A 25604-nucleotide genomic window follows, 5' to 3' on the forward strand; every position below is an offset into this window, starting at 1 on the left:
GAAATTCTTTCCAGTTCCTTTATCTGGTATGCCTCTAAAAGCTTTTCAATGGCCACCTTTTGCTGGAAAACAGCATTTAAAAGCCCAAACAGCCGAAGGTATCTACCTAACAGTTCCTGGTGCCCGAAACACCCTTCCAGCCCGAACTCCAGGAAATTCTTTTTTGCTACCTCCCCAACTTCTATCATGTAAATGGCCTGGTGAATGTCACTCCAATTGATACTTTCCAATGAGTTGTGGCTGTTGTTCTTTAGGTTGTATGCTTCGGCCTTGTGCTCGTCTGTAAAGCCGCTGACCATGCTCTTATGCAATTGGTTGTACTTTTCGATCATTGTTTCCATAGGTGTTCCAGTAGTTTTAAATTTTTGGAAAAAGCACCCTTAATGCAGTGAAATTCCCCTTGAAACTGGGTGTTCCATTCTGTCTTACTCTTCAGCAAAATGGCTTTGTAAAGCTGCGTTAGCCTAAGTTCTAGGCTGCGTTTTATGTTCTCTTTTTGAAGCACTTTCAAGCCCCTGTTAGCTTAAAATAACCGGGGTGGCACAAGGCCACCCCGGCCCACTCAAGCCCGAACCGTTACACAAACAGTTAAACCTATCAAAACTAAACTATGCAGGCACGGCCTCTGCTTTCCGAGGGACGCGGCCTTTGGTTCGTTTCTTGAGTGTTCTCTTGTACACGCTGTCAAACAGCAGCGGAAAAATAAGCAGGGTGAGCACGGTGGCGCTGATGAGGCCACCAATGACTACAATAGCCAGCGGTTTCTGTGTCTCAGAACCGATGCCGGTGGAAAGCGCAGCCGGTAACAACCCTATGGCAGCCATCATAGCGGTCATCACCACCGGACGGGTGCGTTCTTTCACGCCTTCTTTGATGGCTTTGCCCAGTGGCATCTCCTCCAGCAGGTTGTTCTTGAACACCGAGATAAGGATCACCCCGTTTTGCACGCATATTCCGAAAAGAGCGATAAAACCCACGCCCGCCGAGATACTAAAATTGGTATGGGTGATTAAAAGGGCCAGGATACCGCCAATCAGAGCGAAGGGCACGTTCAAAATCACCAGCGCCGCGTCTTTCCCGTTGCCGAACAATGCGAACAAGATCAGGAAAATCAGCACGATACTCACTGGTACTACTTGCATGAGGCGGTCGGTGGCGCGAATCTGATTCTCAAACTCTCCTTTCCATTCCAGGTGCATGCCTTTGTCCAGCTTCACTGCCTGGTCCACCTTTTCCTGCGCCTCTTTGATGGTGCTGCCCAAATCGCGGCCGCGCACCGAGAACTTCACGGCAATAAAGCGGGCGTTGTCTTCGCGGTAGACAAAGGCAGGGCCAGTTACGCTGCTGATCTTGGCAATTTCCTGCAGCGAGATGTTTCCTCCGTGGCTCGTTGGTACCCGCAGGTTGCTAAGTTGCTCCTCGTTGTTTCTAAACTCCTGCTGATAGCGGATTCTAATGTCAAACTTGCGTTCGCCTTCGTAGAGGCTGCTGGCGCCTTTTCCGCCAATGGCCATCTCAATGACTGCCTGTGCATCGGCGGTGGAGACGCCATAAGAAGCCATGCGCTGTTGGTCCAGTTCAATCTGCATCTCGGGCTGCCCAATGAGGTTGATCACGCCCAAATCGTCTATCCCCTCCACCTTGTTGAGCACGTTGTACACTTGGTCCCCCAATACTTCTAACCGTTGTAGGTTATCTCCGAAAACCTTTACGGCCATTGAGCCTTTCACCCCAGAGACGGCTTCCTCCACGTTGTCCATGATGGGTTGGGAGAAGTTGAAGCTGATGCCCTGGTACGCCGCCAGTTTGGTCTGCATCTCTTGGATGAGTTCTTCTTTGCTTATTTTCCGCTGCCAGTCTTCCTTGGGCTTCAGGTCCACGTGCATCTCAATGTTAAAGAAACCAGTGGGGTCCGTTCCGTCATTAGGGCGACCCGTTTGGGACATTACCTGCTTCACCTCGTCAAAGGACCGGATGGTACTCCTGATCTTTTCTGACATTTCGATAGACTGCTTCAAGGATGTACTCATAGGCATGCTGGCCCGCACGTACACGGCGCCCTCGTTTAGTTGGGGCAGGAACTCAGAACCCAGGAACTTGAAGGTGAAAAGCCCCGCTGCCATGATCGCCAGCGCCACTACTAAACTGGCCCGCTTGTGCTTGTAGGTGAAGCTGAAGCCCTTGTAAACGTACTTGTTCAGGAAGTTCACAAATGGGTTATTCTTCTCCTGAACGTTTTTGTTTAAAAGCATGCTGGAAAGCACCGGCACCAGCGTGAGGGTGAAGAACAAAGCGCCCAGCAAGGCAAAGCCCAGGGTGTACGCCAACGGCGAGAACATTTTACCTTCTACTTTCTGGAAAGCAAAAATGGGCAGCAGGGCGGTAATGATGATCAGTTTGGAGAAGAAGATGGATTTCCCCAGATCAATGGCCGTTTTCTTGATGATGCCGCGTTTGGAAAGCAGGTTGTACCTGGCCATGCCCACTTCATGCGCCTTCTTGTCCAGCACCACAAACAAGCCCTCCACCATCACCACGGCCCCGTCAATAATAATCCCGAAGTCAATGGCTCCCATGGACAGCAGATTCGCCGACATGCCTTTGAGGCGCATACATACAAACGCAAAGAGCAAGGCCAGCGGAATGATGATGGCCACCGTGATGGTGGTACGCCAATCGGCCATAAACAGGAACACGATGGCTGTTACCAGCACAATGCCTTCCAGAAGGTTGTGCGATACCGTTTTGGTGGTAAAGCCAATTAAATCAGAACGGTCATAGAAAGGCTTAATCTGCACGTCATCGGGCAGCACCTGTTCGTTCAACTCCGTGATCTTGTTTTTGAGCGAGGCCAGCACCTCGCTGGGATTCTCGTTCTTGCGCATCACCACAATGCCTTCCACCAGGTTGGTTTTATCGTCCCGGCCCACAAAGCCCAGGTTTGGCAAGTGCGATTCCGTGACCGTGGCCACGTTGCGGATGAGCACCGGTACGCCGTTGCGATCAGTGACCATCACGTTCTCAATTTCAGAGATGTTGTTGAGCTGCCCGATGCCGCGCACCACGTAGGCCTGGCCGTTTTTCTCGATCACATCGCCACCCACGTTGAGGTTGCTCTTGGCAATGGCCTCGTACACGTCGGGCGCGGTGATGTTGTATTTACCTATCAGGCTGGGGTCAACGCTTACCTCGTAGGTCTTCACTTCTCCCCCAAAGCTCACTACATCGGCGATTCCCGGTACGCCTTTCAGTTTGCGATCGATCACCCAGTCCTGAATGGTTTTAAGTTCGCGCACATTTTTGGATTTACTTTCCAGAGTGTAGCGAAAAATCTCGCCGGTGGGCCCCGCGGAGGGCTGCATCTCGGCATCAATGCCCTCGGGCAGGTTAACGGTGGCCAATTGGTTCGCTACTAATTGCCGAGCATGGAAATCGTCAACTTCGTCCTCAAAGATCATGGTCACCACCGATAGCCCGAAGAGTGAAATAGAACGGAGACTGGTCTTTTTCGGCACCACGTTCATTTCCACCTCAATGGGAATGGTCACAAACTTCTCCACTTCCTCGGCGCTGCGGCCGGGCCATTGCGTGATGATCTGCACCCGCGTGTTGGTTACGTCGGGGAACGCCTCAATAGGAGTGTGCAGGAAGCTGAAGATACCGGCCACCACAATGCCGGCGGTAATGAAAAAGACCAGGAATCGGTTCTTGAGCGAGAACCCGATGATATTTTTAATGAATGAATTCATAAATAAAAAGGAAAACTAAGACGTTGACGAATTCGGGCCTAAAACAGAGTGCCGGACCAATTCTGGAATCAACTGCCTTTGATGATAACAGGCTAGAAACGCTAAGCAGTTTATTTTGCCTTTGAGGCGTTATAGACCAGAAGCGGGTACTTGCTGATCACACTTTCACCTTCTTGGAGCCCGCTCTGGAGGTAAGCCGTCTGGCCTACGGTCTGGTAAACCTGCACTTCCCGCAGTTCCACATCGCAACGCTTGCGGTACACCATCACATAGTTCTTGCTTTGATCGAAGACAATGGATTGCGCGGGTACCGCCAGCAGTTGCTTGCCATCGGGGTACTGCAAGCGGATGTTGGCGAACATCTCAGGCTTCAAGGAGAAATCGGGGTTGTCTAGGCGTACCCGAACTTTCATGGTGCGGGTCTCGGGGTCCAGCACGTTGAAGATGCGGTCTATCTTGCCCTTGAACACTTTATCTGGATAGCTGAGGGTGGTCACTTCGGCCTCGTAGCCTTCCTTGATTTTGGAGATGTCAGACTCAAACACGTTGGCCATGACCCAAATCTCATTCATGCTGGAAATGGTGAAGATGTTGGTGTCATTATCTGAGCGGATCTGCATATCGGCGTTGATGTTTTTCTCCACCACAAACCCCGCCGAGGGTGCTTTTACCACGTACTCAGATCCTTTGCCAATGTTGTAGATGCCGTAAATCTGCTTCAGGCGCTGCACCTCCGCATCGGCGTTCTTTTTTTCCTGCTGGGCGGCCAGCAGTTCTTTCTCGGAGATAAGCCCGGCCGCCAGCATGTCTTTAGCCACGTCCAGATTCTTTTGGGCTAATTGCTGAGCAGATTGCCCAGCAATGCGCTGCTGCTCAAATTCGGCAATCTCGCCACTCCGGATCACCGCCAGGGTCTGGCCTTTCTGCACGTAATCGCCCAGCTCCACCTTCACCGTCTGCACGTGACCACCCACCAACGGGAATACCTTGAAAACCTTTTTCTCATCTAGCGAGATTTTTCCTACTAGTTGTAACTGGTTCGTGACTTGCTGAAGCCGCGCGGTGTCCATCCGCACCATGTTGGAGAGCGTATCGGTGAGGCACAGTTCATTGATGGCGATGGGAGAGGTCTGAGCGGGTTTCTTTTCTTCTGAGCAGGCAGTGAAGAGAAGGGCTCCACTGAGTAAGGCCAGAAACGGAGATGCTATTTTACTTTTCATATAGATTCTGGTGATGGGGAAGTAATGGATAAGATTGACTTAATAACTGATGACCGGCTTGCCCACGGCAAAATTGATTTCCTCCAGGGTGCGCAGGCGATTGGTGCTGAGTTCCAGCAATTGGGTAATGCTGTCGGTATAGGTTTCGTAGTAATCCAGAAACTCAATGAGGCTGATGTTGCGGCGCACAAAGCTGGTTGTGACGCCTTCCAGCAGGCGGTCAAAGTCTTGCCGGAAATTGGGGTCAAAAGAAGCGTAGAACTTCTGGGCTTCCTGCGCTTTTTGGTAGGCCTGCATCACTTCGTTCTCCACCACCAATTGCTGCTGAGCTAAGAGTTGCTGACTGCGGTCTATCTCGTGCTTCGCCATTTTGATGTTACCCTGATTGCGGTTCCAGAGCGGCAGCGGCACAGACACATTCAGGCCCACATAATCCCGGATGAAATTGCTTTGCCGGTCATAGTTGGCCCCCACGGTGAGGTCCGGCACCGCTAAGGCTTTCTGGAGTTTCAGATTCGCTTGTTGTAATTGTACCTCCGTTTCGGCGGCTTTCAGGTCATACCGGTTTTCCTGGGCAGTTTCCAGCAGATGGGCGTATGAGAGTTGGTCTCCGTTAAGGTTGTTAAGAGCTGATTCATTTACCACTGGCACCAGCGTTGTGGTAGCAGGAGTGTTAGTCAGCAATCTTAGCTCCGCCTGTTCCTCCTGAATCTCATTGAGTAAACTCAACTGCTGGTTGCCTAATTGAAATAGGAGGGCTTTAAGCCTGGTGATTTCTTTTAAGGGAATGTTGCCTTTCTTGTATTGTCCGTCCAGGGCTGTGACTAGCCGCTGCACTGCCTGGGTTCTTTCCTGCAGCACGTTGTAGCCTTGCAATTTGTAGTGCAATTCAATGAAGCTGGTGCGCAGGGCAAAGCGCAGGGTGCGCAGCAAATCAAAGTAGGCCTGTTCGGTGAGTTGGGTGTTCAGTTGCTCTACCTGCACCCGCTTGTTGCGCTTGCCGGCCAGGTAAACCAGTTGGTCCAGTTGCACATAGGTTTGTCCTTGCTGAGACAGGTCAAAGTAGCGACCGTTGGTGGGGTTGTAAATGCCTTGATCAATGCTCAGGACTGGATTTTCAAACAACTTCGCCTGGATGATGGCAGCCTGCGAAGCTTCTATGGCCGTTTTCTGCGCCAGCAACGGTAAGTTTCGCTCCTGAAAAAGCTGTTCGGCCTCTGGTAAAGTAAGACGTAGCGAGTCTGTGGTCGCTGTTAAGGTGATGGGGGTTGTTGGGGTACGTTGTGCAAGAACCGGTTGGAGGGTAAACGCCAGCAAGAAATGCAGAAAGATTATTTTGGGTTTCAACATGGGCATTCTTTAAAGGAATGCTCAAAAGTAGAGTGCCCGTATTAGAGGCTGATTAGACCCAGATTAGAAAGTGATGAGAGAGGGGTGCAGAGCTAAATGAAAGGCTTAAGATGGTCATTTACTCTGAAATAGGAGGTATGTTGAGGCAAAAAAACTTTCCCGTCGTCTGTAAATTCGTGTAAATCTGTTCAAGCATCTTTCCAGCCTTATTTCGGAATTCTGAAGCTAAAACCCGCGCTGAGGTAATAGTCTGGGGCGTCTTCCGAAAGCCCAAGCGATGCTGATAAGTCAAATTGAAGGTTGTAGCGGGGGGAGAACGTGATGCCTCCGTCGGCGGAATGGCTCCACTTCTGGTTTTCAGGCTTTTCTCCAAAAAACTCTACATAACCGCCCCACAGTTCTGATATGTCGGTGCCCAGCGCCAGGGTGTAGATGCCAGTACCGGTAGGGGTGTCCCCATCCCATTCATAACCCAGGTTGTAGCCTAGGCTGAGTTTATCGGTGAGAGTGTGGGCGAGGGAGAATCTGAAATCTGGGGCTACAAACGCGGGCCTGAACTCAGAGGAACCGGAGGGTAACGTCAGGTGGCCAATAAACGAAATCTCGGGCAACAACCCTTTTTCTTCCGTGATATAGATTTTGGTTCCTACCGCTAAGGCATTCAGGCCACGCTGGGTAACAGTCCTGCCTTCAGCGGAGAAGGTATTTTGGTGGTATTCAGTGATAAGCCGGAGTTCAAGCCGCTGGAGAACCCCAAACCGGAACAGCGTGGTAGGGTAGAGGTAATCGGTGGTTTTCTGCCCTTGGTGCTTGTACACTTGCCTTAAAAAGCCACTCTCCACCTGCAAAGTGCCCACCAGGATCACACTGGAGGCTTCGGTCTGGTCGGGCCGGTCCGTCTCCAGTGCCGAATGCGCTTTGGTGCTGTCCTGCGCGGCTTGGGCAAAACAGAAAGCGGGAAGCAATGCTAAGCAGAACAACGTAAAGATTTTCATAGGACCTGGATTATGGTACGATCTTCTTTACAGGTAAATCTAATTAAAAGTTTAGATTAATCTAAATATTGAATCAGGGTATGTCTGCTTTTGAGGTGTTTTCCAGAAAAGTCCCGTAAAACGTCCTTCAGGAGAGTAAAAATCCAGTTCTGGGCCTAACCCTAAAATGTACTTTTCCTGCTGATTTCTTAATTGTTTCGGAAAATCAGCAGGAAAACGCAAAAATAGTATGCATGCAAACTAATTTCTACTCATCTTCGTAATCTAAACCCATCATCTTGTTGTAGGCTTGCTGCAACTCTGAGAAGGCATGGAGCTGGCCTTGTTGCCGGCTTACCTGCATGCCTTTCTGGTACGCCTGTTTGGCGAGTTCAGGCTCCTCTAGCTGCAGATAGAGGCTGGCGGCGTGGTAGTAAGTACCTACATATTCTGGATGTTCGGCCAGCAGTTTTTCGTAGAAGAAGCGGGCTTTACCGGTGTCTGTGGGACGGTATTCCGTAGCAATGGCGTAGATGGTGAACGGATCAGTAGGATCTTCTTCGTAGAAGGCCAGGAGTTGCGTCAATCTGCTGTTGGTCGTTTCCATTTGATGAATTATTCTTTTAAATTGCCCACAAAATTAACTTAATTAAGCTAACCCTAAGTTAAATGAAGATCTTAGTTTGCATTAGCAACGTGCCTGACACCACCACCAAAATAACCTTTTCGCCTGACGGCAAAGCGTTTAACACGGCCGGTGTTCAGTTTGTCATCAATCCTTACGATGAATATGCCCTCACCCGCGCCATTGAGCTGAAAGAAGCCCAGGGCGGCAGTGTGACGGTTTTGAACGTAGGAGAGGCTGATACGGAGCCCAACATCCGGAAAGCTTTGGCCATTGGAGCTGATGACGCCATCAGAGTTAATTTGAAACCCACCGATGCTTTCCTGGTGTCGCAGCAGATAGCCCACTACGCTAAAGAAGGCGGTTATGACCTTATCCTGATGGGCCGTGAGTCAATTGACTACAACGGTTTTCAGGTGCACGGCATGGTAGGCGAGTTGTTAGGCATTCCTACCATCGCACCAGCCATTAAACTTGACGTGAACGGTTCTACCGCTACGTTGGAACGCGAGATTGAAGGCGGAAAAGAGATCATTGAAGCTTCATTGCCGTTGGTGGTGAGTGCGCAGCAGCCAATGGCTGAGCCCCGTATCCCTAACATGCGTGGCATCATGACGGCCCGCACCAAGCCGTTGAAAGTGGTGGAGCCGGTAGGGCAGGAAGCGAAGACCAGCGTTCAGAACTATGAGTTGCCGCCCGCTAAATCTGGGGTGAAGATGATCCCCGCTGAAAATGCCGGTGACCTGATTAAATTATTGCGTAACGAAGCTAAAGTTCTATAAGCATGTCAGTATTAGTAGTGATTGAATGCGCGAACGGCGAAGTAAAGAAGTCTTCCCTGGAAGCCGCTTCGTACGGGAGCAAAGTAGCCGCCGCGCTGGGTACCTCGGCCACTGCCGTTGCCATTGGCGATGTGCAGGCTAACGCCCTTACCAGTCTGGGCGAGCAAGGAATTACCAGAGTTTTATTAGATAATGACAGCCGTCTGCATGGTTTTGTAGCTGCTGCCTACGTGAAAGTAATCTCCAAAGCCGCAGAGTCTGAAAACTCAACGGTGATTGTGCTTTCCAATTCCAACATTGGCGCAGCCATTGGCTCGCGCCTGGCCGTGAAATTGGGTGCCTCTTTGGCGACCAACGTAGTGTCTTTGCCGCAGATCAACGGTTCTTCGTTCACGGTTCGCCGCGGGGTGTTCTCCGGCAAGGCGTTTTCTGACGTGGAATTGACTTCCGATAAAAAAATTATTGCCGTTAAGAAAAACGCGCTGGACATAGAAACCACCTCCGGCGGCACCGCCACGGTAGAGAATTTCTCCGCTGATCTGGCTGATGCTGACTTCGCCACGGCTCCCAAAGAAACCATCCGCCAGTCTGGCGACATCCTGTTGACTGAGGCTGATTTAGTTGTTTCTGGCGGTAGAGGCTTAAAAGGGCCTGAAAACTGGCATTTGATTGAAGATCTAGCCAAAGCGCTGGGTGCCGCCACTGCCTGTTCCAAGCCTGTAGCCGATGTGGGTTGGAGACCGCATCATGAGCACGTGGGCCAGACTGGTATCACCGTTAGCCCCAACTTGTACATAGCCGTGGGTATCTCTGGTGCCATCCAACACCTGGCAGGGGTTAACTCTTCTAAAGTAATTGTCGTTATCAATAAAGATCCAGAGGCACCGTTTTTCAAAGCCGCAGATTACGGCATTGTGGGAGACGCTACTGAGGTTGTACCTAAATTGATAGAAGCCGCCAAAGCTTTAGACAAATAGAAGAGAAACTGTGAAGAAAATTGAGCTAGAGATTCTGGGTTTGTCCTCAAGCCAGTCGCAATCTGGATCGTTCGCCCTGGTATTGGGAGAGAAAGAAGGAAGCCGCCGTTTGCCTATCATCATAGGCATGTTTGAGGCGCAGTCCATTGCCATTCAGATTGAAAAAATTAATCCTACCCGCCCGCTGACCCATGACTTGTTTAAGTCCTTTGCCCAGCAAATGGAGGTGAGCGTGCAGGAAATTATGATTTCGGATTTAAAGGAAGGGGTGTTCTTTTCCAAAATTGTCTGCACAGACGGCGAGAAGGAGTTTGAACTGGACGCCCGTCCGTCAGATGCCATTGCCATAGGCTTGCGGTTTGGAGTTCCTATTTACACGGTAGAGTCAGTCTTGTCAGAGGCCGGTATCATCTTGAGTGATATGGAGGAAGACGAGGACGAGGAGGAAACCGACGAGATTCCAACTTCTTCCACCAGTGTTTCAACCACTGGGAGTGGGAAAAGCAACCTCAAAGAGGTATCGGTAGATGAGCTGAACACCATGCTCAACGAGGCCCTGGAGAAGGAAGATTATGAACGCGCCGCCAAAATCCGCGACGAATTGAACAAACGGAATTAAGCTGTTTATTTCATCAAAATGGAAAAGTCTTGGGTTGTTAGCCTAAGACTTTTCCATTTTGATGAAGAGGCTGTTTATTATTTTTTCTTCCTTGGTTTTACTTTCCTACTATGGCACGGAAGTAACTTCCGTGACTCTCATTTCAGACAATCTTAAGTCACGGAAGTAACTTCCGCGCCATAGTAGCCATAGTACGGATGCTGTTCCAAAGTCATCAAGCGTTTTTGAGACTTTCGCCTCACGGAAGTTGCAAACTTCCGGATATTTTAGGTCCAAGTTGAAAACTTGAACCATGGTATTAGGAAAAGGAGAATGAATCAGCACTGCTAATGGAATGGGAGGGCTATTGCGCATTCAATAAGATTTTGGTGAGAACTTACCTATTATTAGGACTTGGTGGGCTTTCAGTTTAAAGCTCATTTAGTAAAAACAGCACAAAAAAGGCGCAAGCAATCGCTTGCGCCAGTATGGCTTTATTGAAAAAAATTAAGATTTAAGAAGCTGTTTTGAAGTAGCTTTCCTGAAAAGAACCAGAAAACAGCGCTTCCCAAAAGCATCGCAGCAGGCGTACAGCGCCTTTCTTATCGGTTCTGCTGATCTTCTTGTCGTTCTTCCTCCTGGCGTTCTTCTTCCTCAATCTGTTCCACTTTCTTGGCATCGCGCATGAGGCGGTTAGAGAAGATGAAGTCATTGAGTTCTTTCACCTGGGTATCCATGATGGTGCTGCTGTGGCCTTCCCACAACTTTTTACCTTTATAGAGGAACATCACGTTGTCGCCGTACTCCAGCACCGAGTTCATGTCATGGGTAACCACAATAGTAGTGATGTTGTATTCTTCTGTAATTTCCTTGATCAACTCATCAATGGTAATGGCTGTGAGAGGATCCAGCCCAGAGTTGGGTTCATCGCAGAAAAGGTAGGTACAGTGAGGTGCAATGGCACGGGCAATACCAACCCTTTTCTTCATCCCGCCGCTTATCTCTGAGGGCATTTTGTTTCCGGCATTCTCTAAGCCTACCCGTTTCAGACAGAACTCCACCCGTTCACGACGTTCGTTCTTAGACATATCGGTCAGCATCCGCAGCGGAAATTCAACGTTTTCGCTTACGTTCATGGAGTCAAACAAGGCACTGCCCTGGAACAGCATGCCAATTTTACGCCGTATTTCCTGCTTAATGTCCAGTTTGTTGTTGGCGAAGATTCGGCCGTCATAGGTAATGCTGCCCACATCGGGTTTTACCAGTCCTACAATGCATTTGAGCAGAACGCTTTTACCGGTACCGCTGGCCCCCAGGAGCATGTTCATCTTTCCAGACTCGAAGTTGCCGCTGATGCCGTCCAGTACCTTGGTGCCGTTAAACGTTTTATGGATGTTATGAATTTCTATCATGGTAATTCAACCTAAAGTCTGAATGCTTTTATCGGTTAAGAATCAAAGCAGTAACTGCGCACAGACAAAGTCTGCAATTAAGACCGCGATCACACTGTTAGTCACCGCTTTGGTACTAGCCCGGCCCACTTCCAACGCCCCGCCTTCGGTAAAATACCCTTGAAAGGATGAGATGGCGGCTACCAGAAAGGCAAACACCACAGATTTAATCAAAGCAAAGGCAATGTTCCAGGGAACAAAGTCGGTACGTAGGCCTGTGATGTATTCCTGCCCAGACAACGCCCCCGAAAGGGAACCTGCCACGTACCCACCTAAAATGGAAAGGAACATAGAGGTAATCACCAGCATGGGAAACACCAGCAGCGCCGCCATGAGTTTAGGCAGCACCAGGTAAGAGGCAGAGTTGATACCCATTACCTCCAGGGCGTCTACCTGCTCCGTGATGCGCATGGTGCCCAAGCCTCCGGCAATGTTTGAGCCTACTTTCCCGGCCAGTACAATGGAAGTAATGGTAGGCGCCAACTCTAAGATGGTCATTTCCCGTACCATAAACCCAATGGTAGACCTGGGGATAAGCGCATTGGTCAGGTTATACGAAATCTGGACGCAGGTAACCGCCCCAATAAACGTGGAGACTACGGCAACAATGAAAATAGAGTCGATGCCAATGAGAATGGCTTCATCAATGGTTCGGTTAAATAAGATTCTGGGAGACTCTCCTCGTTTAAGAAGGCTAGAGAGAAAGAGTACAAATGCACCAAAGGTTTTCATGTAGTACGTTGAATGGTGACCCGGCCGAATTACTGCCGTGGGTGTGTTTAGGTCATTCTTGTGTTCAAATGCCTATATTACGTTGAAAAAAGAAAAAACATCCATCTCATGCAAAAATATATAGTGGTAACGGGCGGTACCAAAGGTATTGGCCGGGCTATTATTGACCGCTTCGCGGCCGAAGGATTTCACATCATTACCTGCTCGCGCCACCAAGCTGAGCTGGAAAAACTCAAACTGGAGATTGAACAGAAATTCACCTTCTCCAAGGTTTTCTACCTGGCCGCCGACGTGAGCCAGGAAGGGGAGGTGCGCCGATTAATAGACTACATCCAGTCCTTGAAAGTGAAGGTAGATGTGCTGGTGAACAACGCCGGTTTCTTTATTCCGGGCAAAATCCATGAAGAGAGTGATACGGTTTTACGCGAGATGATCAACACCAACGTCTACAGTGCCTATGACTTAACCAAAGGCCTAGTGGGCGACATGATCAAGCGCCGCGATGGTCATATCTTCAACATCTGCTCTACCGCCAGCATCACCGCGTACACCAATGGCGGTTCCTACTGCATTGCCAAACACGCCCTTTACGGCATGACCCGCGTGCTGCGTGAGGAGTTAAAGGAGCACCAGATACGCGTCACCGCCGTGCTGCCCGGCGCCACCTATACCGCCAGTTGGGAAGGTGTAGATTTGCCCAAGGAACGCTTCATGAAACCCGAGGACGTAGCCAATGCTATCTGGAGCGCCAATTGCCTTTCCAGGCAAACCGTGATTGAGGAACTGTTGCTGCGCCCGCAGTTAGGCGATATTTAAGAGCAGATTTAGGTAAAACAGCATGGAAACTAACGACTATCAGCCAGACTGGGAGGTATATTTCTGCCAGATTGAAAACAAACCAGCGTTCATTGGCGTGGACTTAAATTTACAGTCCATAGCCCCGTTGGAAACGCAAAATAAAGTCATTGAATTTACCGTTCCATTGCTTTCTCCCAGTGAAGATGGATTTCCCAGTGAAAGTGAATGGGGACCCTTGGGAGAGATGGAAGATGCCCTGGCAGACACATTGGAAACCAATTTGGACGCGGTGTTCGTGGGCAAAACCCTGAACAACGGCTTCCGGAAGTTTTACTTTTACGCCGAGGAGATCTTGTTAGTCAACCATTACCTCTCCGCCATCATGGAGCAGTTTCCTGCCTACTCCTTTGAGGCAGAGTCTTGGGAAGACCCCGAGTGGGAAACCTACCTGGAATTCCTTTTTCCGGAGCCAGAAGACCTGCAAAGAATAAGAAACGGCAAAGTGCTTCGGCACCTGGAAGAGAACGGCGACAACCCCGCTATTTCCCGGCAAGTAGATCACTTCATTTACTTCAAAGACGAAGCTTCTAGGGAGAAATATTGGACCGAAATCTCCTCCCAAGGTTACCAGAAAGTAGAGGAAAGTTTTGACCCAGATTTGGAGGAAACACCTTATAAACTGCAAGTCTCCAAAGAAGCCCAAACCCAGGAAGAAGTCATCAATGAAGTAGTGCTTTCCCTCTGGAATTTAGCTCAACAATTTGACGCCGATTACGACGGTTGGGAAACGTCTATTGAGACTGGAAATGCTTTATAATACATATCATTTTTGTCATCCTGAAAGGATCTTGTGGGCGAACTAGAAAAGCTGAAATAAACGCCCTTGTCATTTGCCGCCGAGATCCTTCCAGGATGACAAGTGAAAAAGAAGATAGAATTATTTTAATCAAAGTACTTGTTGCATGTATTAAAAAATGGTCTTTTTACAAAAATGAGGCCGAAAACAGTTTTAGTGAGAACTGAATCAGAAAGGCTTAATCCTATTTTGTTTACAAGCTTTCCTCCGGTCAGGAAAAAAAGAAAGATTAAATTTCGGTAATTCTCTTTTGATTAAATTTGAGCAAATTCTAAGATATGGAACTAGAAGGAAAAGTAGTTGTGATTACCGGTGCCAGCCGCGGGATTGGTTTGGCGGCCGCCAAACTATTGCTGGAACAGGGTGCCACCGTGGTAAGCTGGAGCCGTTCACGACCCAAGATTTCACACCCCGATTTCTATTTCTTTGAGTGCGACGTGCGGCACGAACATTCTGTGTGGGCCGCTTATGAGCAGACCGAAGAACGTTTGCGACAAAACATATCGGTGCTCATCAACAATGCGGGGTTGGGCATACAAGGTGCCTTAGACACCATGAGCCCCAAAGACTGGCACACCATGATGGACACCAACGTAAACGGGATCTTTTACTGTACCCGTCTGGTGCTACCCGCCATGAAACGCCTGCGCGAAGGCCATATCATCAACATTGCCTCTATTGCCGGTTTAATGGGCAGCGAGAACCTGACGGGTTACTGCGCGTCCAAATTTGCCGTTAGAGGTTTGTCTGAGGCTTTGTACAAAGAGGTGCGGTACTATGGCGTGAAAGTGACCTGCATTTATCCCGGCTCCACCGACACCAACTTCTTTGACAACTTCGACGGCGTCACCAACAAAGAGAACATGATGCAGCCCGAGGACATTGCCTCTACCATTGTGCACGCCTTGCAGTCGCCGCCCAATTACCACCAGGTAAACATTGAGGTGCGGCCGCTCATGCCCAAAGGTCCAATGCCTTCTAAAAAAGCCTAACCCGCACGCATGGGAATTGAAATAAAAGACCTGACCAAACTGTATGGCTCCCAGGCCGCCGTAGACCATGTCTCGTTCGCGGTGAACACCGGCGAGATTGTGGGCTTTCTGGGACCCAACGGGGCAGGCAAATCTACTACCATGAAAATTGCCACCTGTTACCTGCCGCCCAGCAGCGGAACGGTACTGGTAAACGGCCATGATGTGCTGGAAGAACCCAAGGAAGTGCGCCGCCAGGTTGGCTACCTGCCCGAGCATAACCCATTGTACCTGGACATGTACGTGCGCGAGTACCTGCACTTCGTGGGAAAACTCCACGGTTTAGGCAGCACCCATCTGAAAGCCCGCACCGAGGAAATGATCAATCTCTGTGGCCTCACCCGTGAGCGGCACAAGAAAATTGGTGCTCTGTCTAAAGGTTACCGACAACGCGTGGGATTGGCGCAGGCCTTGATTCATGACCCGCAGGTGCTCATTCTGGATGAACCTACCACCGGCCTTGACCCTAACCAGATAGTAGAAATCAGGCAACTCATCAAGGAAGTAGGGCAGGCCAAAACCGTTCTGTTCTCTACCCACATCATGCAGGAGGTGAGCGCCCTCTGTGACCGCGTGCTCATCATCAACCAAGGAAAACTGGTAGCCGATAGTCCAGTGGCCGAACTCAAGAACATGGGCCGTCAGGAGACCAGAATCTTAGCCGAGTTTGAAGCCGAAGTCAATACGGAGCCATTGCTGGCTTTACCAGGCGTAGTACGGGTAGAACCCGCCGGACCCTTGAAGTACCGCGTCATCGCTACGGCCAAAACCGACCTCCGCTCGGCCATTTTCCGACTGGCCGGGGAAAAAGGCTGGCCCTTAGTGGGGCTTCAGCAGGAAGAGAACTCCTTAGAGAAACTATTCCAGGATTTAACCAAGGCAGGGAAGTAAGTGGAATCTGTTTTCGACTTGTTTTTCAGAAAATGTGCTGAAAACCGATGCAACTACGTTGTCTCTGATAAAACTAAGTAGCAGTATAATTCAAAATATAAATTTTGTCATCTTGGAAAGATCTTGTGGGCGAACTAGAAAAGCTTTTAATAAAAGCCATTGCCGTTCGCCCACAAGATCCTTTCAGGATGACAAGGAGAGAAGATGATATAGTTATTTCTGTCCAAGTACTTACTAACCCGTAATCACCACTAAAAAATCTAGATACTTGTGTCTTGATACCGGTATCCAATACATATGTTCGCAATTCTCTCCAAAGAGTTTAACTCCTACCTCAACTCGCTCATTGGCTACATTGTCATAGGGGTGTTTCTGGTAGCCACAGGCCTGTTCATGTGGGTCTTTCCAGACAGCAGCGTGCTGGATTATGGCTACGCCGATTTGCAGAGCGTGTTTATGCTGGCTCCATGGCTGTTCTTGTTTCTAATACCGGCTATTACCATGCGGGCCTTTGCCGAAGAACGGAAAGGCGGAACCATGGAACTGCTCCTGACCAAACCCCTTTCAGACACGCAGTTGCTTTTGGGTAAGTATTTCGCTTGTTTGCTGCTAGCCTTGTTCGCGCTGTTGCCCACCTTGCTGTACTACGTGAGCGTGTACCGGCTGGGCGATCCGGTGGGGAACATTGACTCGGCGGCCGTGGCGGGTTCCTACCTGGGTTTGGTTTTTCTGGCGGCAGTGTTCGTGGCAATGGGTATATTTGCATCGTCGCTTACTGAGAACCAGATCGTGGCGTTCATTCTGGCGGTTTTCCTGTGCTATCTGGTGTATACCGGTTTTGACTTACTCGCCTCCATTGATGCGTGGGGAACGCTGTCTTATTACATCGCTCAACTGGGTATTTCCTATCACTACAGTTCCATCAGTAAAGGGTTAATTGACTCCCGCGATGTGCTGTATTTTCTAAGCGTGATTACCATTATGTTATTGGGGACTAAACTGGTGTTGGAGAGCAGAAAATGGTAGAGCAGACAGCCCCCCAAACCCCGAACCCCAAAGTGGAAAGCCGCCGCGGGCACGACTGGACGTTCTTCCTGGTGGCCGTTGGGCTGCTGCTGGTGTTGAACTTCGTAGCCAACCGCTATTTCTTCCGGATAGATCTAACCGAAGACAAACGCTACTCCATTTCAGACCAAACCAAAAACCTCCTTGCCGACCTCAAAGAACCGGTGCAGGTGACGGTGTACCTGGAAGGGGAGTTTCCGGCCGGGTTCCGGAGGTTGCAGAACAGCACCCGCGAGATGCTGGAGGAATTTCGCCTGTATTCAGACGGTAACATCCAGTACCAGTTTGTAGACCCCAGCGCTAATACCAATGAGCAGGCCCGTAATCAATTCTACACTCAGTTAGCCCAGAAAGGCCTGCAACCTACCAACCTGTTCGCGCAGGAAGGCGATAAGAAAGTAGAGAAAATTGTTTTTCCGGGGGCCTTGATTTCGGCGGGGAGAAAAGAAACGGCGGCCATTTTACTGAAAGGCAGTCAGGCGGCTCCGCCCGAAGAACGTTTGAACCAATCTATTGAAGGGCTGGAATATGAGCTGGCCTCGGCCATCAGGAAAGTAGCCTCGGTGAGTGCTGGTAGAATAGGGGTGTTGCAGGGCCACGGCGAACTATGGCTTCCGCAGGCCGCCGACTTTTTGGGCACGCTTTCAGAATACTACACCGTAAATCGCGTGAACCTTTCTGAGGTCCCCGACCTGAACAACTTCAACCTGGTGGTGCTCATGAAACCCACCCAGCCTTTTTCTGAACTGGACAAATACAAAATGGACCAGTTTCTGATAAGGGGCGGCAAGATGCTGTTCATGCTGGACGGCGTGCGGGCGTCTCTGGACAGCGTGCGGGAAGAAGGTTTCCTGGCTTTCCCGTATGACCTGAACCTGCAGGATTTACTTTTCAAGTACGGCGTGCGCGTAAACCCCGATCTGGTGCAGGATCTGAACGCCAGCTTCATTCCTATGGTGACCGGTTATATGGGCAATCAGCCCCAGACGCAACTGGTGCCCTGGCGCTATTATCCGCTTATCAGCAATTTCAGCAAGCTGCCGCTCACCCGCAACCTGGATGCCGTGCAAACCAAATTCGTGAGTTCCCTGGATACGGTTAAAGCCGTGGGCATCAAGAAATCACCGCTCCTCTGGACCTCGCAGTACTCGCGCAAGCGCGATTCGCCGGTTTCCATTTCCTTGAATGATCCGCGTGTTGACCGTGACCCGCGCCTGTTCAGCCAGAACGCCATTCCGGTTGGGTATTTGTTGGAGGGAAAATTCCAGTCGGTATTCAAGAACCGCCCCGTGCCCCAGGGAACCAATATTCCGTTCCAAGCTGAAGGCAAACCTTCGCAATTGGTGGTGTTCTCAGACGGTGATCTGGCCGCCAATGACGTAGACCCCCGCTCCGGAAGACCGCTGGAGCTAGGCTTTGACCGGTTCTCCCGCTCCCGCTTCGCGAACAAAGAGCTCTTGAAAAACGTGGCCGATTACCTGCTGGACGAGAAAGGCCTGATTGAGCTGCGCGGAAAAGAAATCAAACTGAGACCACTGGACAAAGCGAAGCTGCGCGAAGAAAGAACCCAATGGCAAGCGATTAACCTAGGCATTCCACTGGCCTTGTTGCTGCTGTTTGGCGTGACTAAGTTCTGGCTCCGGAGACGCAAGTATGCCCGGTAGAGTTGAAATCAAAGAGATTTCCGCGGAGCAAACCTGGCCCATCCGGCACCAGGTTATGTGGCCCGAGAAGTCATTCACGTTTGTGCAGTTACCAGACGATGCAACCGGGGTTCACTTCGGGGCTTTTCTGGACGGTCAGTTGGTTTCCGTGATTTCTTTGTTTCTGCAAGAGAACCAGGCCCAGTTCAGGAAATTCGCCACGCTACCTTCTTTACAAAGCAAAGGGTTGGGAAGGCAACTGGTAGAACACGTATTTGCTTTTGCTGCTAACCAAGGCGTCGCTCTTGTCTGGTGTCACGCCCGCACCACCGCGTACAACTTCTATCTGAAAGCCGGAATGCACGTGGAAGGAGCTGTTTTCGAAAAGAACGGCAAAGAGTACGTGAGAATGGAAAAGGACCTCTTTTTGAAAAAACGGCCCTAAAACACTATGGCGCGGAAGTTACTTCCGTGACTTGAGAATGCAGAAAGTCACGGAAGTAACTTCCGCGCCATAGTGTGGGTTAACTCAAAGGTGCAAAATTCTTTTATCGGTTTATTTCTCAAAATAACCCTCAATCTGAACTGAGTAGAAGTTGTTGGTGATAACACCAACAACGGCGAACGATGAAAAGGGTGTGTAAGGGTAATTAACTCATAAACCAATTTCAGAATCTTCACTTGAAAGTATCTAAAAAGGGAATCCCTGCTTTATGCCTAATTAATGAGAAATAAGCCTAAAGCAGGGATTTCCTTTTATTTTTCTTTTAAGCTAATGGATTCTTAACCGAAGATTCCCGCACGATCAATACGGGTTCCAGCACAATCTTTTTGGGCTCTTCCATCACTTCCTCCAAGGTAGAGCCTGCTGTCTTTTTGGCCATGGCTTCTAAAAACAACGTGAAAGCCTCTTCGCCCATGCGAGCCGGTTGCTGGTCAATGGTCGAAAGACTAGGCGTCACGTACGGACTGAAAGACTCATTCCCGAAGCCGATCATGCCAATCTTCTCGGGCATTTTTACGCCAGTCTGCTTCAGGTATTGCAAAGCGCCCAAGGCTGTGAAATCTACGGCGGCAAAAATGGCATCCATCCCTTTGTTTCGGGCTAGAAGGCGTTCGGCGCTTGCCCGACCGGATTCAATGGAGTTGCGGCCGTACTGGATCAGGTCATCATCTACGGGCAGGTTGTTCATTTTAAGTGCATCTACGTAGCCGCACAACCGGTCATTGAAGATCTTGATGTGCTGCGGCCCAGAGATATGGGCAATACGGGTGTAGCCCTGTTGGATGAGGTGTTCGGTGGCCATGAACGCCCCTTTGTAGTCATCTACCACCACAGAAGGGGAATTCAACTCGTCTTTTACCCGGTCAAACAAAATAAGTGGCACCTTCCGCTTTTTCACATCATAGAAGTGGTCCAGGTTGGGCGTGTCTTTGGCAATGGAGACAATGATTCCGTCTACACTGGTTTGCAGCAGGGTCTCAATTCCCTCCACTTCATATTCACCGGTCTCGTTTGACTGGAACAGCAGAATATTATAGCCGTTGCTTCGGGCCAGTTTCTCTATGCCATGCACCACGCCGCCAAAGAAGCCAATATCAGCGCTGGGAATTACAATTCCTATGATATTAGTCCTGCCAGACCTTAGAGAAGAAGCCAGCCGGTTCTGCCGGTAGTTCAAATTTTGCGCTGCCGCTTTAATGAGCTCTTTGGTAGCGGAACTGATGGACGGATGGTCATTTAAGGCTTTGGAAACCGTTGAAGCACTCGTATTCAGCTCTTTGGCTATGTCATGGATGGTGGTTCTACTCATGGCGGGCTATCGATTGCGTAAGAAGATGGGGGAGTCTTTCTGTGAAATATCCATTTGTAAGAAGTGCGTCTCTCGCAAATCTAATTAAACATCTGATAAAATGTGCCGGTTTAAAAATCTATATTTTAAATAATCCTTCTCTTAATGTTCGTATTTTTGGTAAAACGTTAAAAAAAATATTCCTTAAACCGAACAAAAAATTTGAAATGAAGTTAAAAGTTGGTAAATCGGTAAGGAAATCGATTTCCTAAATAGCAAAATTTATGAAATTGATTGAATAGAAGTCCTTTATGATTTTAGTAAACCTTAAAGATTGTAGTCAAACAACATTATTTACCTAAATCCTTCATGTATGAATAATTTATTACCGAAAAATCAGACCCTGTCACCAGGGCGGCAAAATTTACGGCAAACCAAGAAAGCTTCTTCCTTGCTCATGCTGTTGTTTGCCTTCCTGCTGGCAGGTGCCGGGCAGGCCGTGGCGCAGCAAAGAACTATTTCAGGTACGGTTACCGGAGATGGTACTTCGCCGCTGATTGGCGTTTCTGTGGTACTGAAAGGTACTACTACCGCCACCGCCACCGATGTAAATGGGCAGTTCTCGCTTCCTATCACAGGTAACGGAGGCACGTTGGTGTTTTCTTACATTGGATACATTACCCAGGAGGTACCGGTAGGAGCCCAGTCTACCTATAATGTAAATCTTTTGACTGATGCGAGAGCGTTGGACGAAGTAGTGGTGGTAGGATATGGTACCCAAAGAAAAACTGACTTAACCGGTTCTGTGGCGGCTGTATCTGAAAGTGATTTCAACCCAGGCCAAAATACTACACCAGATCAGTTGATCCGGGGGAAAGTGGCTGGGGTGCAAATTACTTCCAATGGTGGTGCTCCTGGTTCTGGATCCACTATCAGAATTAGAGGAGGAGCATCTTTGAATGCAAACAATGATCCTCTGATCGTGATTGATGGCGTACCGGTAGATAACCAGGCAGTATCTGGTGCTCCTAACCCATTAAGTTTGATCAACCCGAATGACATTGAATCCTTCAATATTTTGAAAGATGCTTCGGCCACCGCCATCTACGGTTCACGGGCTTCCAATGGGGTAATCATCATTACCACTAAAAAAGGAGTAAGCGGAGAAGCCTTCAAGCTAAACTTCAACACGGTAAATTCCTTGTCTAAAGTGAAGAACACTGTTGACGTGTTATCCGCTGACGAGTTCAGAGCTGCGGTAACAGAAGGAAGAGGTACCAACGGAGCTGCTGGTAACGCTAATTTGCTGGGAAGCAGCAACACTAACTGGCAGGATCAGATCTTCCAGGACGCTTTCACTACGGATAATAACCTAAGTGCATCAGGGTCTTATAAGAATCTCCCTTACCGCGTTTCAGTGGGTTACTTAGATCAGGAAGGGATTCTAAAAACCTCTAGCTTAAAAAGAACCTCGGTAGCCTTGAACTTGAATCCTTCCTTTTTGGAAGACCACTTAAAGGTTAACCTAAATTTGAAAGGCTCCATGACCAAAAGCAGATATGCTGATGAAGGAGCCATTGGTGCGGCCATTGCTTTTGATCCTACTCAGCCCGTGTACATGGACAATCAGCAATTTGGAGGATATTATGAATGGTTAGATGCGAGCGGAAAACCTAACACCTTAGCGCCAAGAAACCCGCTCAGCTTGTTGGAGCAGCGCCAGGACAATGGTGAAGCGAAGAGAAGTATTGGGAATATCCAGTTAGACTACAAATTCCACTTCCTGCCTGAGTTAAGAGCTAATTTGAATGTGGGGTATGATATCTCTAAAGGAGAGGGTACCGTATTCCGTCCAACTACCATGGCTTCCGTTTTCAACCAAGGTGGTAGCCGTTCAGAGTATGAGCAAACTAAAACAAACAAGTTAGCAGACTTCTACCTGAACTACTCAAAAGAGCTGACCGCTATTGATAGCCGGTTTGATATTACAGCAGGTTATTCTTACCAGAACTTCCTAATCAAAACTCCTTCTTTCCCAGTGCTAACTGAGGCTGGAACTGTGTTTTCTGTAGCAGGTATCCCAGGGCAGAATGAGAATACACTAATTGGTTTGTTTGGTAGAATCAACTACGCCCTCAAAGACAAATACCTATTGACTGCAAATATCCGGAGAGACGGTTCTTCAAGATTTGCAGAAGGTAATAAGTGGGGTACTTTCCCATCTTTGGCCTTAGCCTGGAGAATCAGTGAAGAATCTTTCCTTAAGAATTCTTCCTTGGTGAATGATTTGAAATTACGACTTGGCTATGGTATTACCGGTCAACAGGACATTGGTAATGATGTAAGCAACTACTATCCATTCTTAGCTCGTTACAGCTTCAGCGAAGGCACTGCTCTTTATCCGTTTGGTGACCAGTATTATTCTACGTTACGTCCAGCAGGGTATGACGTGAACATCAAGTGGGAAGAAACCACCCAATACAACGCTGGTTTTGACTTTGGCTTCTTTGATGGTAGAGTTTCTGGTACAGTAGATGTATACAAAAAGAAAACCAAAGACTTATTAGCCTATATAGTGCCAGCGGCTGGTACAAACTTAACCAATGGTTTAACAACCAACGTGGGTAGCCTTGAATCCAAAGGTTTTGAAGCTGCTTTAAATTTCAGTGCTATCTCTACTGAAAAAGTAACTTGGGACTTCGGTGTTAACGGTACTATTCAAGATGTGAAGATTTTGAGCCTTAGCAAAGTAAATGATCCAAATTCTCCAGGTTCATTAGTAGGAGGGGTTTCTGGTGGTACAGGTACAACCGTTCAGATCAACTCTATTGGCTATACTCCTTATTCTTTCTACCTGTACAAGCAGGTGTATGATGAGAATGGATCTCCTCTAGAAGGCGTGTACGAAGACCTGAATCATGATGGAATGATCAACGAAAAAGACTTGTACCGTTATAAGGCTCCTCAGCCAAGGGTGTATTTAGGTTTTAACTCAAACCTCACCTATGACAAGTGGAACTTGGCCTTTGTCATGAGAGCTAATTTAGGGAACTATGTTTATAATAATATTTATTCAAACATGGGTACCTATTCTAACATCTCAAACGCTACTTATCTGGTGAATATGTCTTCTAATGTTCTCCAGACAAACTTTGTCAACCCACGGTATGTATCTGACTACTATGTAGAAAATGCTTCCTTCCTACGGATGGACAACATTACACTGGGCTACAACTTTGGCAAAGTGTACAGAGACAAAGTAAACCTGCGTCTTACTGCCAATGCCCAAAATGTGTTTGTGATTACAAACTACTCTGGCTTAGACCCTGAGGTTGGAAATGGAATTGACAATAACTTCTATCCAAGACCACGTGTGTTCTCTTTGGGCGCCAATCTTGAATTCTAATCATTCAATCAAGAAGAAATGAACCGTAAACTTATAAGAAAGATAATTGTGGCAGGCATCGTGGGGTTATCCTTCACAACTGCTTGTACCGATGATTTGGATCTGACACCAAAAAATGAGCTGACTTCTGCAGATGCCTATAAAGATTTTGCCAACTATAAATCTGTATTGGCGAAGTTATATGCTGGCTTTGCTTTAACTGGGCAAGCCGGGCCTTCTGGGAACGCTGACGTGGGAGGCTTTGATGAAGGAAAATCTAACTACATCCGGGCGTACTGGCAATTACAGGAACTAACCACAGATGAAGCGGTGATTTCCTGGAATGACGGAACCATCTTTGATTTGCATGAGATGGATTGGTCCTCCAGCAATGAATATATTCGGATGATGTACGATCGCATATTCTATGAGATTGCACTTTGTAACGAGTTTATTCGGGAGACCACAGATGCTAAGCTAAGCGAGCGGGGAGTTACGGGCGCCAACTTAGAGGAAGCCAAAAAATTCAGGGCAGAGGCGCGTTTCTTGCGAGCTATGAGTTACTGGCATGCCTTAGATCTATTTGGCAGTGTCCCTTTTGTAACCGAAGAAGATGCTGTTGGGTTCTTCCTTCCGGAGCAGATTAGCAAAGCCGACCTGTTCAAGTATATAGAGTCTGAATTGCTAGCCATTGAGCCGGAGTTGGTAGGAGCCAGACAAAATGAATATGCTCGTGCTGACAAAGCTGCTGCTTGGATGGTTTTATCTAAATTGTATCTGAATGCCCAAGTCTACATTGGTCAGCAGAAGTATACAGAAGCCGTTACGTACAGCAAAAAGATCATTGACGCTGGTTTCTCATTAGCACCAGAGTACCAGAGCTTGTTCCTGGCTGACAACCACAAAGTGCGGAACGAAATCATTTTCCCGGTAGCTTATGACGGGCAAAGAACCAAAACATGGGGTGGAACCACGTTTTTGGTTCATGCTCCCATTGGTGGAACCATGAGTGCGGCGGCTTTCGGGGTAAACGGCGGCTGGGCAGGACTCAGAACCACCAAGGAAATCATTGGTCTGTTCAACAATGCTGATGACCGTGCCATGTACAACTCCGCTGGTCAAAAATTAGAAATTGATCAGATAGGCGTGTTCACAGATGGATATCCGTTGACGAAGTACAAAAACGTAACCACAGACGGAAAACCTGGTTCAGACCCAGCCGGAGATCATCCAGACACCGACTATCCTATGTTCCGTTTGGCTGATGCTTATCTGATATATGCTGAAGCGGTCTTGAGAGGTGGAACAGGAGGAGACATGGCTACAGCTTTGAGCTATGTAAACCAATTAAGAGCTAGAGCCTTTGGGAACAACTCAGGAAATATTACAGCCTCTGATTTGACCTTAGATTTTATTCTGGCAGAGAGAGCGCGTGAGTTACACTGGGAAGGACACCGCCGTACAGATTTGATTCGCTTTGGAAAGTTTACTTCTGACAGTTATCTATGGGCTTGGAAAGGTGGAGTGAAAACCGGTAGAGGAGTTGCAGATTTCCGCAGACTGTTCCCGTTACCAACTTCTGATCTGTCCGCAAACCCTAATCTAGTTCAGAATCCGGGATATTAAGCATTCTTTTGTGACAAAGGCAGGCTGGACTTGCCTTTGTCACAATAAATAAAGTTAG

General features: G+C 48.6%; 21 protein-coding genes. 12 read left to right on the forward strand and 9 right to left on the reverse strand.

The window, feature by feature from the left end:
• The 6 genes from ACY0JR_RS11250 to ACY0JR_RS11275 all read right to left on the reverse strand — a co-directional run.
• Window positions 1-341: hypothetical protein (locus ACY0JR_RS11250; protein ID WP_462634186.1), on the reverse strand; the 341-nt coding region annotated here is incomplete at its 3' end.
• A gap of 267 nt (window positions 342-608) precedes the next feature.
• Window positions 609-3749 (reverse strand): efflux RND transporter permease subunit, encoded by a 3141-nt coding sequence (locus ACY0JR_RS11255; RefSeq protein ID WP_462634187.1) that lies wholly within the window; start codon window positions 3747-3749, stop codon window positions 609-611.
• A 110-nt stretch (window positions 3750-3859) separates the two neighbouring features.
• Window positions 3860-4969, reverse strand: coding sequence for an efflux RND transporter periplasmic adaptor subunit (locus ACY0JR_RS11260; protein ID WP_462634188.1), 1110 nt, complete (start codon window positions 4967-4969; stop codon window positions 3860-3862).
• 39 nt (window positions 4970-5008) lie between these two features.
• Window positions 5009-6319 carry a TolC family protein gene (locus ACY0JR_RS11265; RefSeq protein WP_462634189.1) on the reverse strand — a complete coding sequence of 437 codons (1311 nt, stop codon included), beginning with the start codon at window positions 6317-6319 and terminating at the stop codon, window positions 5009-5011.
• Between the two features lie 206 nt (window positions 6320-6525).
• Window positions 6526-7314 (reverse strand): transporter, encoded by a 789-nt coding sequence (locus tag ACY0JR_RS11270; RefSeq protein WP_462634190.1) that lies wholly within the window; start codon window positions 7312-7314, stop codon window positions 6526-6528.
• 247 nt (window positions 7315-7561) lie between these two features.
• Entirely contained in the window at window positions 7562-7900 is a 339-nt protein-coding gene (locus ACY0JR_RS11275) for a tetratricopeptide repeat protein (protein WP_462634191.1), read from the reverse strand.
• A 62-nt stretch (window positions 7901-7962) separates the two neighbouring features.
• Between ACY0JR_RS11275 and ACY0JR_RS11280 the strand changes: the two genes are divergently transcribed.
• The 3 genes from ACY0JR_RS11280 to ACY0JR_RS11290 are packed head-to-tail and all read left to right on the forward strand — an operon-like array spanning window position 7963 to window position 10296.
• Entirely contained in the window at window positions 7963-8700 is a 738-nt protein-coding gene (locus ACY0JR_RS11280) for an electron transfer flavoprotein subunit beta/FixA family protein (RefSeq protein WP_462634192.1), read from the forward strand.
• A 2-nt stretch (window positions 8701-8702) separates the two neighbouring features.
• Window positions 8703-9677, forward strand: coding sequence for an electron transfer flavoprotein subunit alpha/FixB family protein (locus tag ACY0JR_RS11285; RefSeq protein ID WP_462634193.1), 975 nt, complete (start codon window positions 8703-8705; stop codon window positions 9675-9677).
• A 10-nt stretch (window positions 9678-9687) separates the two neighbouring features.
• Window positions 9688-10296, forward strand: coding sequence for a bifunctional nuclease family protein (locus ACY0JR_RS11290; RefSeq protein ID WP_462634194.1), 609 nt, complete (start codon window positions 9688-9690; stop codon window positions 10294-10296).
• 581 nt (window positions 10297-10877) lie between these two features.
• Here ACY0JR_RS11290 and ACY0JR_RS11295 read toward each other — a convergent pair.
• The gene (locus ACY0JR_RS11295) at window positions 10878-11687 is read right to left on the reverse strand and encodes an ABC transporter ATP-binding protein (protein ID WP_462634195.1); all 810 of its coding nucleotides are present in this window, start codon (window positions 11685-11687) and stop codon (window positions 10878-10880) included.
• A 42-nt stretch (window positions 11688-11729) separates the two neighbouring features.
• Complete coding sequence (locus ACY0JR_RS11300; RefSeq protein WP_462634196.1) at window positions 11730-12458, reverse strand: MlaE family ABC transporter permease; 729 nt, start codon at window positions 12456-12458, stop codon at window positions 11730-11732.
• A gap of 108 nt (window positions 12459-12566) precedes the next feature.
• Between ACY0JR_RS11300 and ACY0JR_RS11305 the strand changes: the two genes are divergently transcribed.
• The 7 genes from ACY0JR_RS11305 to ACY0JR_RS11335 all read left to right on the forward strand — a co-directional run bounded on the left by ACY0JR_RS11305 (window position 12567) and on the right by ACY0JR_RS11335 (window position 19187).
• On the forward strand, window positions 12567-13274 hold the full coding sequence (locus ACY0JR_RS11305) for an SDR family NAD(P)-dependent oxidoreductase (protein ID WP_462634197.1): 708 nt from the start codon (window positions 12567-12569) through the stop codon (window positions 13272-13274).
• 22 nt (window positions 13275-13296) lie between these two features.
• Window positions 13297-14073 (forward strand): DUF695 domain-containing protein, encoded by a 777-nt coding sequence (locus ACY0JR_RS11310; RefSeq protein WP_462634198.1) that lies wholly within the window; start codon window positions 13297-13299, stop codon window positions 14071-14073.
• 317 nt (window positions 14074-14390) lie between these two features.
• Window positions 14391-15104 (forward strand): SDR family oxidoreductase, encoded by a 714-nt coding sequence (locus ACY0JR_RS11315; RefSeq protein ID WP_462634199.1) that lies wholly within the window; start codon window positions 14391-14393, stop codon window positions 15102-15104.
• A 9-nt stretch (window positions 15105-15113) separates the two neighbouring features.
• Window positions 15114-16034, forward strand: a complete 921-nt coding sequence (gene gldA / locus ACY0JR_RS11320; protein WP_462634200.1) for a gliding motility-associated ABC transporter ATP-binding subunit GldA — start codon at window positions 15114-15116, stop codon at window positions 16032-16034.
• 297 nt (window positions 16035-16331) lie between these two features.
• A complete protein-coding gene (gene gldF / locus ACY0JR_RS11325; RefSeq protein WP_462634201.1) occupies window positions 16332-17060 on the forward strand; it encodes a gliding motility-associated ABC transporter permease subunit GldF in 729 nt (242 codons plus the stop codon).
• Window positions 17054-18763 carry a gliding motility-associated ABC transporter substrate-binding protein GldG gene (gene gldG / locus ACY0JR_RS11330; RefSeq protein WP_462634202.1) on the forward strand — a complete coding sequence of 570 codons (1710 nt, stop codon included), beginning with the start codon at window positions 17054-17056 and terminating at the stop codon, window positions 18761-18763. The genes gldF and gldG overlap by 7 nt, the downstream gene beginning before the upstream one ends.
• Complete coding sequence (locus tag ACY0JR_RS11335; RefSeq protein WP_462634203.1) at window positions 18753-19187, forward strand: GNAT family N-acetyltransferase; 435 nt, start codon at window positions 18753-18755, stop codon at window positions 19185-19187. The genes gldG and ACY0JR_RS11335 overlap by 11 nt, the downstream gene beginning before the upstream one ends.
• Window positions 19188-19509: 322 nt before the next feature.
• Here ACY0JR_RS11335 and ACY0JR_RS11340 read toward each other — a convergent pair whose 3' ends face one another.
• Window positions 19510-20556 (reverse strand): LacI family DNA-binding transcriptional regulator, encoded by a 1047-nt coding sequence (locus tag ACY0JR_RS11340; protein WP_462634204.1) that lies wholly within the window; start codon window positions 20554-20556, stop codon window positions 19510-19512.
• 352 nt (window positions 20557-20908) lie between these two features.
• Between ACY0JR_RS11340 and ACY0JR_RS11345 the strand changes: the two genes are divergently transcribed.
• On the forward strand, window positions 20909-23941 hold the full coding sequence (locus tag ACY0JR_RS11345) for a SusC/RagA family TonB-linked outer membrane protein (protein WP_462634205.1): 3033 nt from the start codon (window positions 20909-20911) through the stop codon (window positions 23939-23941).
• 18 nt (window positions 23942-23959) lie between these two features.
• Window positions 23960-25546 (forward strand): RagB/SusD family nutrient uptake outer membrane protein, encoded by a 1587-nt coding sequence (locus tag ACY0JR_RS11350; RefSeq protein ID WP_462634206.1) that lies wholly within the window; start codon window positions 23960-23962, stop codon window positions 25544-25546.
• Window positions 25547-25604 lie beyond the last annotated feature (58 nt).

The organism is Rufibacter sp. JT3400010, assembly GCF_054956755.1.

Bases quoted from the DNA above. Each gene is read 5' to 3' on its own strand.
- gldA (WP_462634200.1), top strand. From the start codon at position 15,114: ATGGGAATTGAAATAAAAGACCTGACCAAACTGTATGGCTCCCAGGCC.
- gldG (WP_462634202.1), top strand. From the start codon at position 17,054: ATGGTAGAGCAGACAGCCCCCCAAACCCCGAACCCCAAAGTGGAAAGC.
- ACY0JR_RS11295 (WP_462634195.1), bottom strand. From the start codon at position 11,687: ATGATAGAAATTCATAACATCCATAAAACGTTTAACGGCACCAAGGTA.
- ACY0JR_RS11300 (WP_462634196.1), bottom strand. From the start codon at position 12,458: ATGAAAACCTTTGGTGCATTTGTACTCTTTCTCTCTAGCCTTCTTAAA.
- ACY0JR_RS11265 (WP_462634189.1), bottom strand. From the start codon at position 6,319: ATGTTGAAACCCAAAATAATCTTTCTGCATTTCTTGCTGGCGTTTACC.
- ACY0JR_RS11270 (WP_462634190.1), bottom strand. From the start codon at position 7,314: ATGAAAATCTTTACGTTGTTCTGCTTAGCATTGCTTCCCGCTTTCTGT.
- ACY0JR_RS11310 (WP_462634198.1), top strand. From the start codon at position 13,297: ATGGAAACTAACGACTATCAGCCAGACTGGGAGGTATATTTCTGCCAG.
- ACY0JR_RS11255 (WP_462634187.1), bottom strand. From the start codon at position 3,749: ATGAATTCATTCATTAAAAATATCATCGGGTTCTCGCTCAAGAACCGA.
- ACY0JR_RS11350 (WP_462634206.1), top strand. From the start codon at position 23,960: ATGAACCGTAAACTTATAAGAAAGATAATTGTGGCAGGCATCGTGGGG.
- ACY0JR_RS11260 (WP_462634188.1), bottom strand. From the start codon at position 4,969: ATGAAAAGTAAAATAGCATCTCCGTTTCTGGCCTTACTCAGTGGAGCC.
- ACY0JR_RS11315 (WP_462634199.1), top strand. From the start codon at position 14,391: ATGGAACTAGAAGGAAAAGTAGTTGTGATTACCGGTGCCAGCCGCGGG.
- ACY0JR_RS11335 (WP_462634203.1), top strand. From the start codon at position 18,753: ATGCCCGGTAGAGTTGAAATCAAAGAGATTTCCGCGGAGCAAACCTGG.
- ACY0JR_RS11345 (WP_462634205.1), top strand. From the start codon at position 20,909: ATGAATAATTTATTACCGAAAAATCAGACCCTGTCACCAGGGCGGCAA.
- gldF (WP_462634201.1), top strand. From the start codon at position 16,332: ATGTTCGCAATTCTCTCCAAAGAGTTTAACTCCTACCTCAACTCGCTC.
- ACY0JR_RS11340 (WP_462634204.1), bottom strand. From the start codon at position 20,556: ATGAGTAGAACCACCATCCATGACATAGCCAAAGAGCTGAATACGAGT.
- ACY0JR_RS11280 (WP_462634192.1), top strand. From the start codon at position 7,963: ATGAAGATCTTAGTTTGCATTAGCAACGTGCCTGACACCACCACCAAA.
- ACY0JR_RS11275 (WP_462634191.1), bottom strand. From the start codon at position 7,900: ATGGAAACGACCAACAGCAGATTGACGCAACTCCTGGCCTTCTACGAA.
- ACY0JR_RS11285 (WP_462634193.1), top strand. From the start codon at position 8,703: ATGTCAGTATTAGTAGTGATTGAATGCGCGAACGGCGAAGTAAAGAAG.
- ACY0JR_RS11305 (WP_462634197.1), top strand. From the start codon at position 12,567: ATGCAAAAATATATAGTGGTAACGGGCGGTACCAAAGGTATTGGCCGG.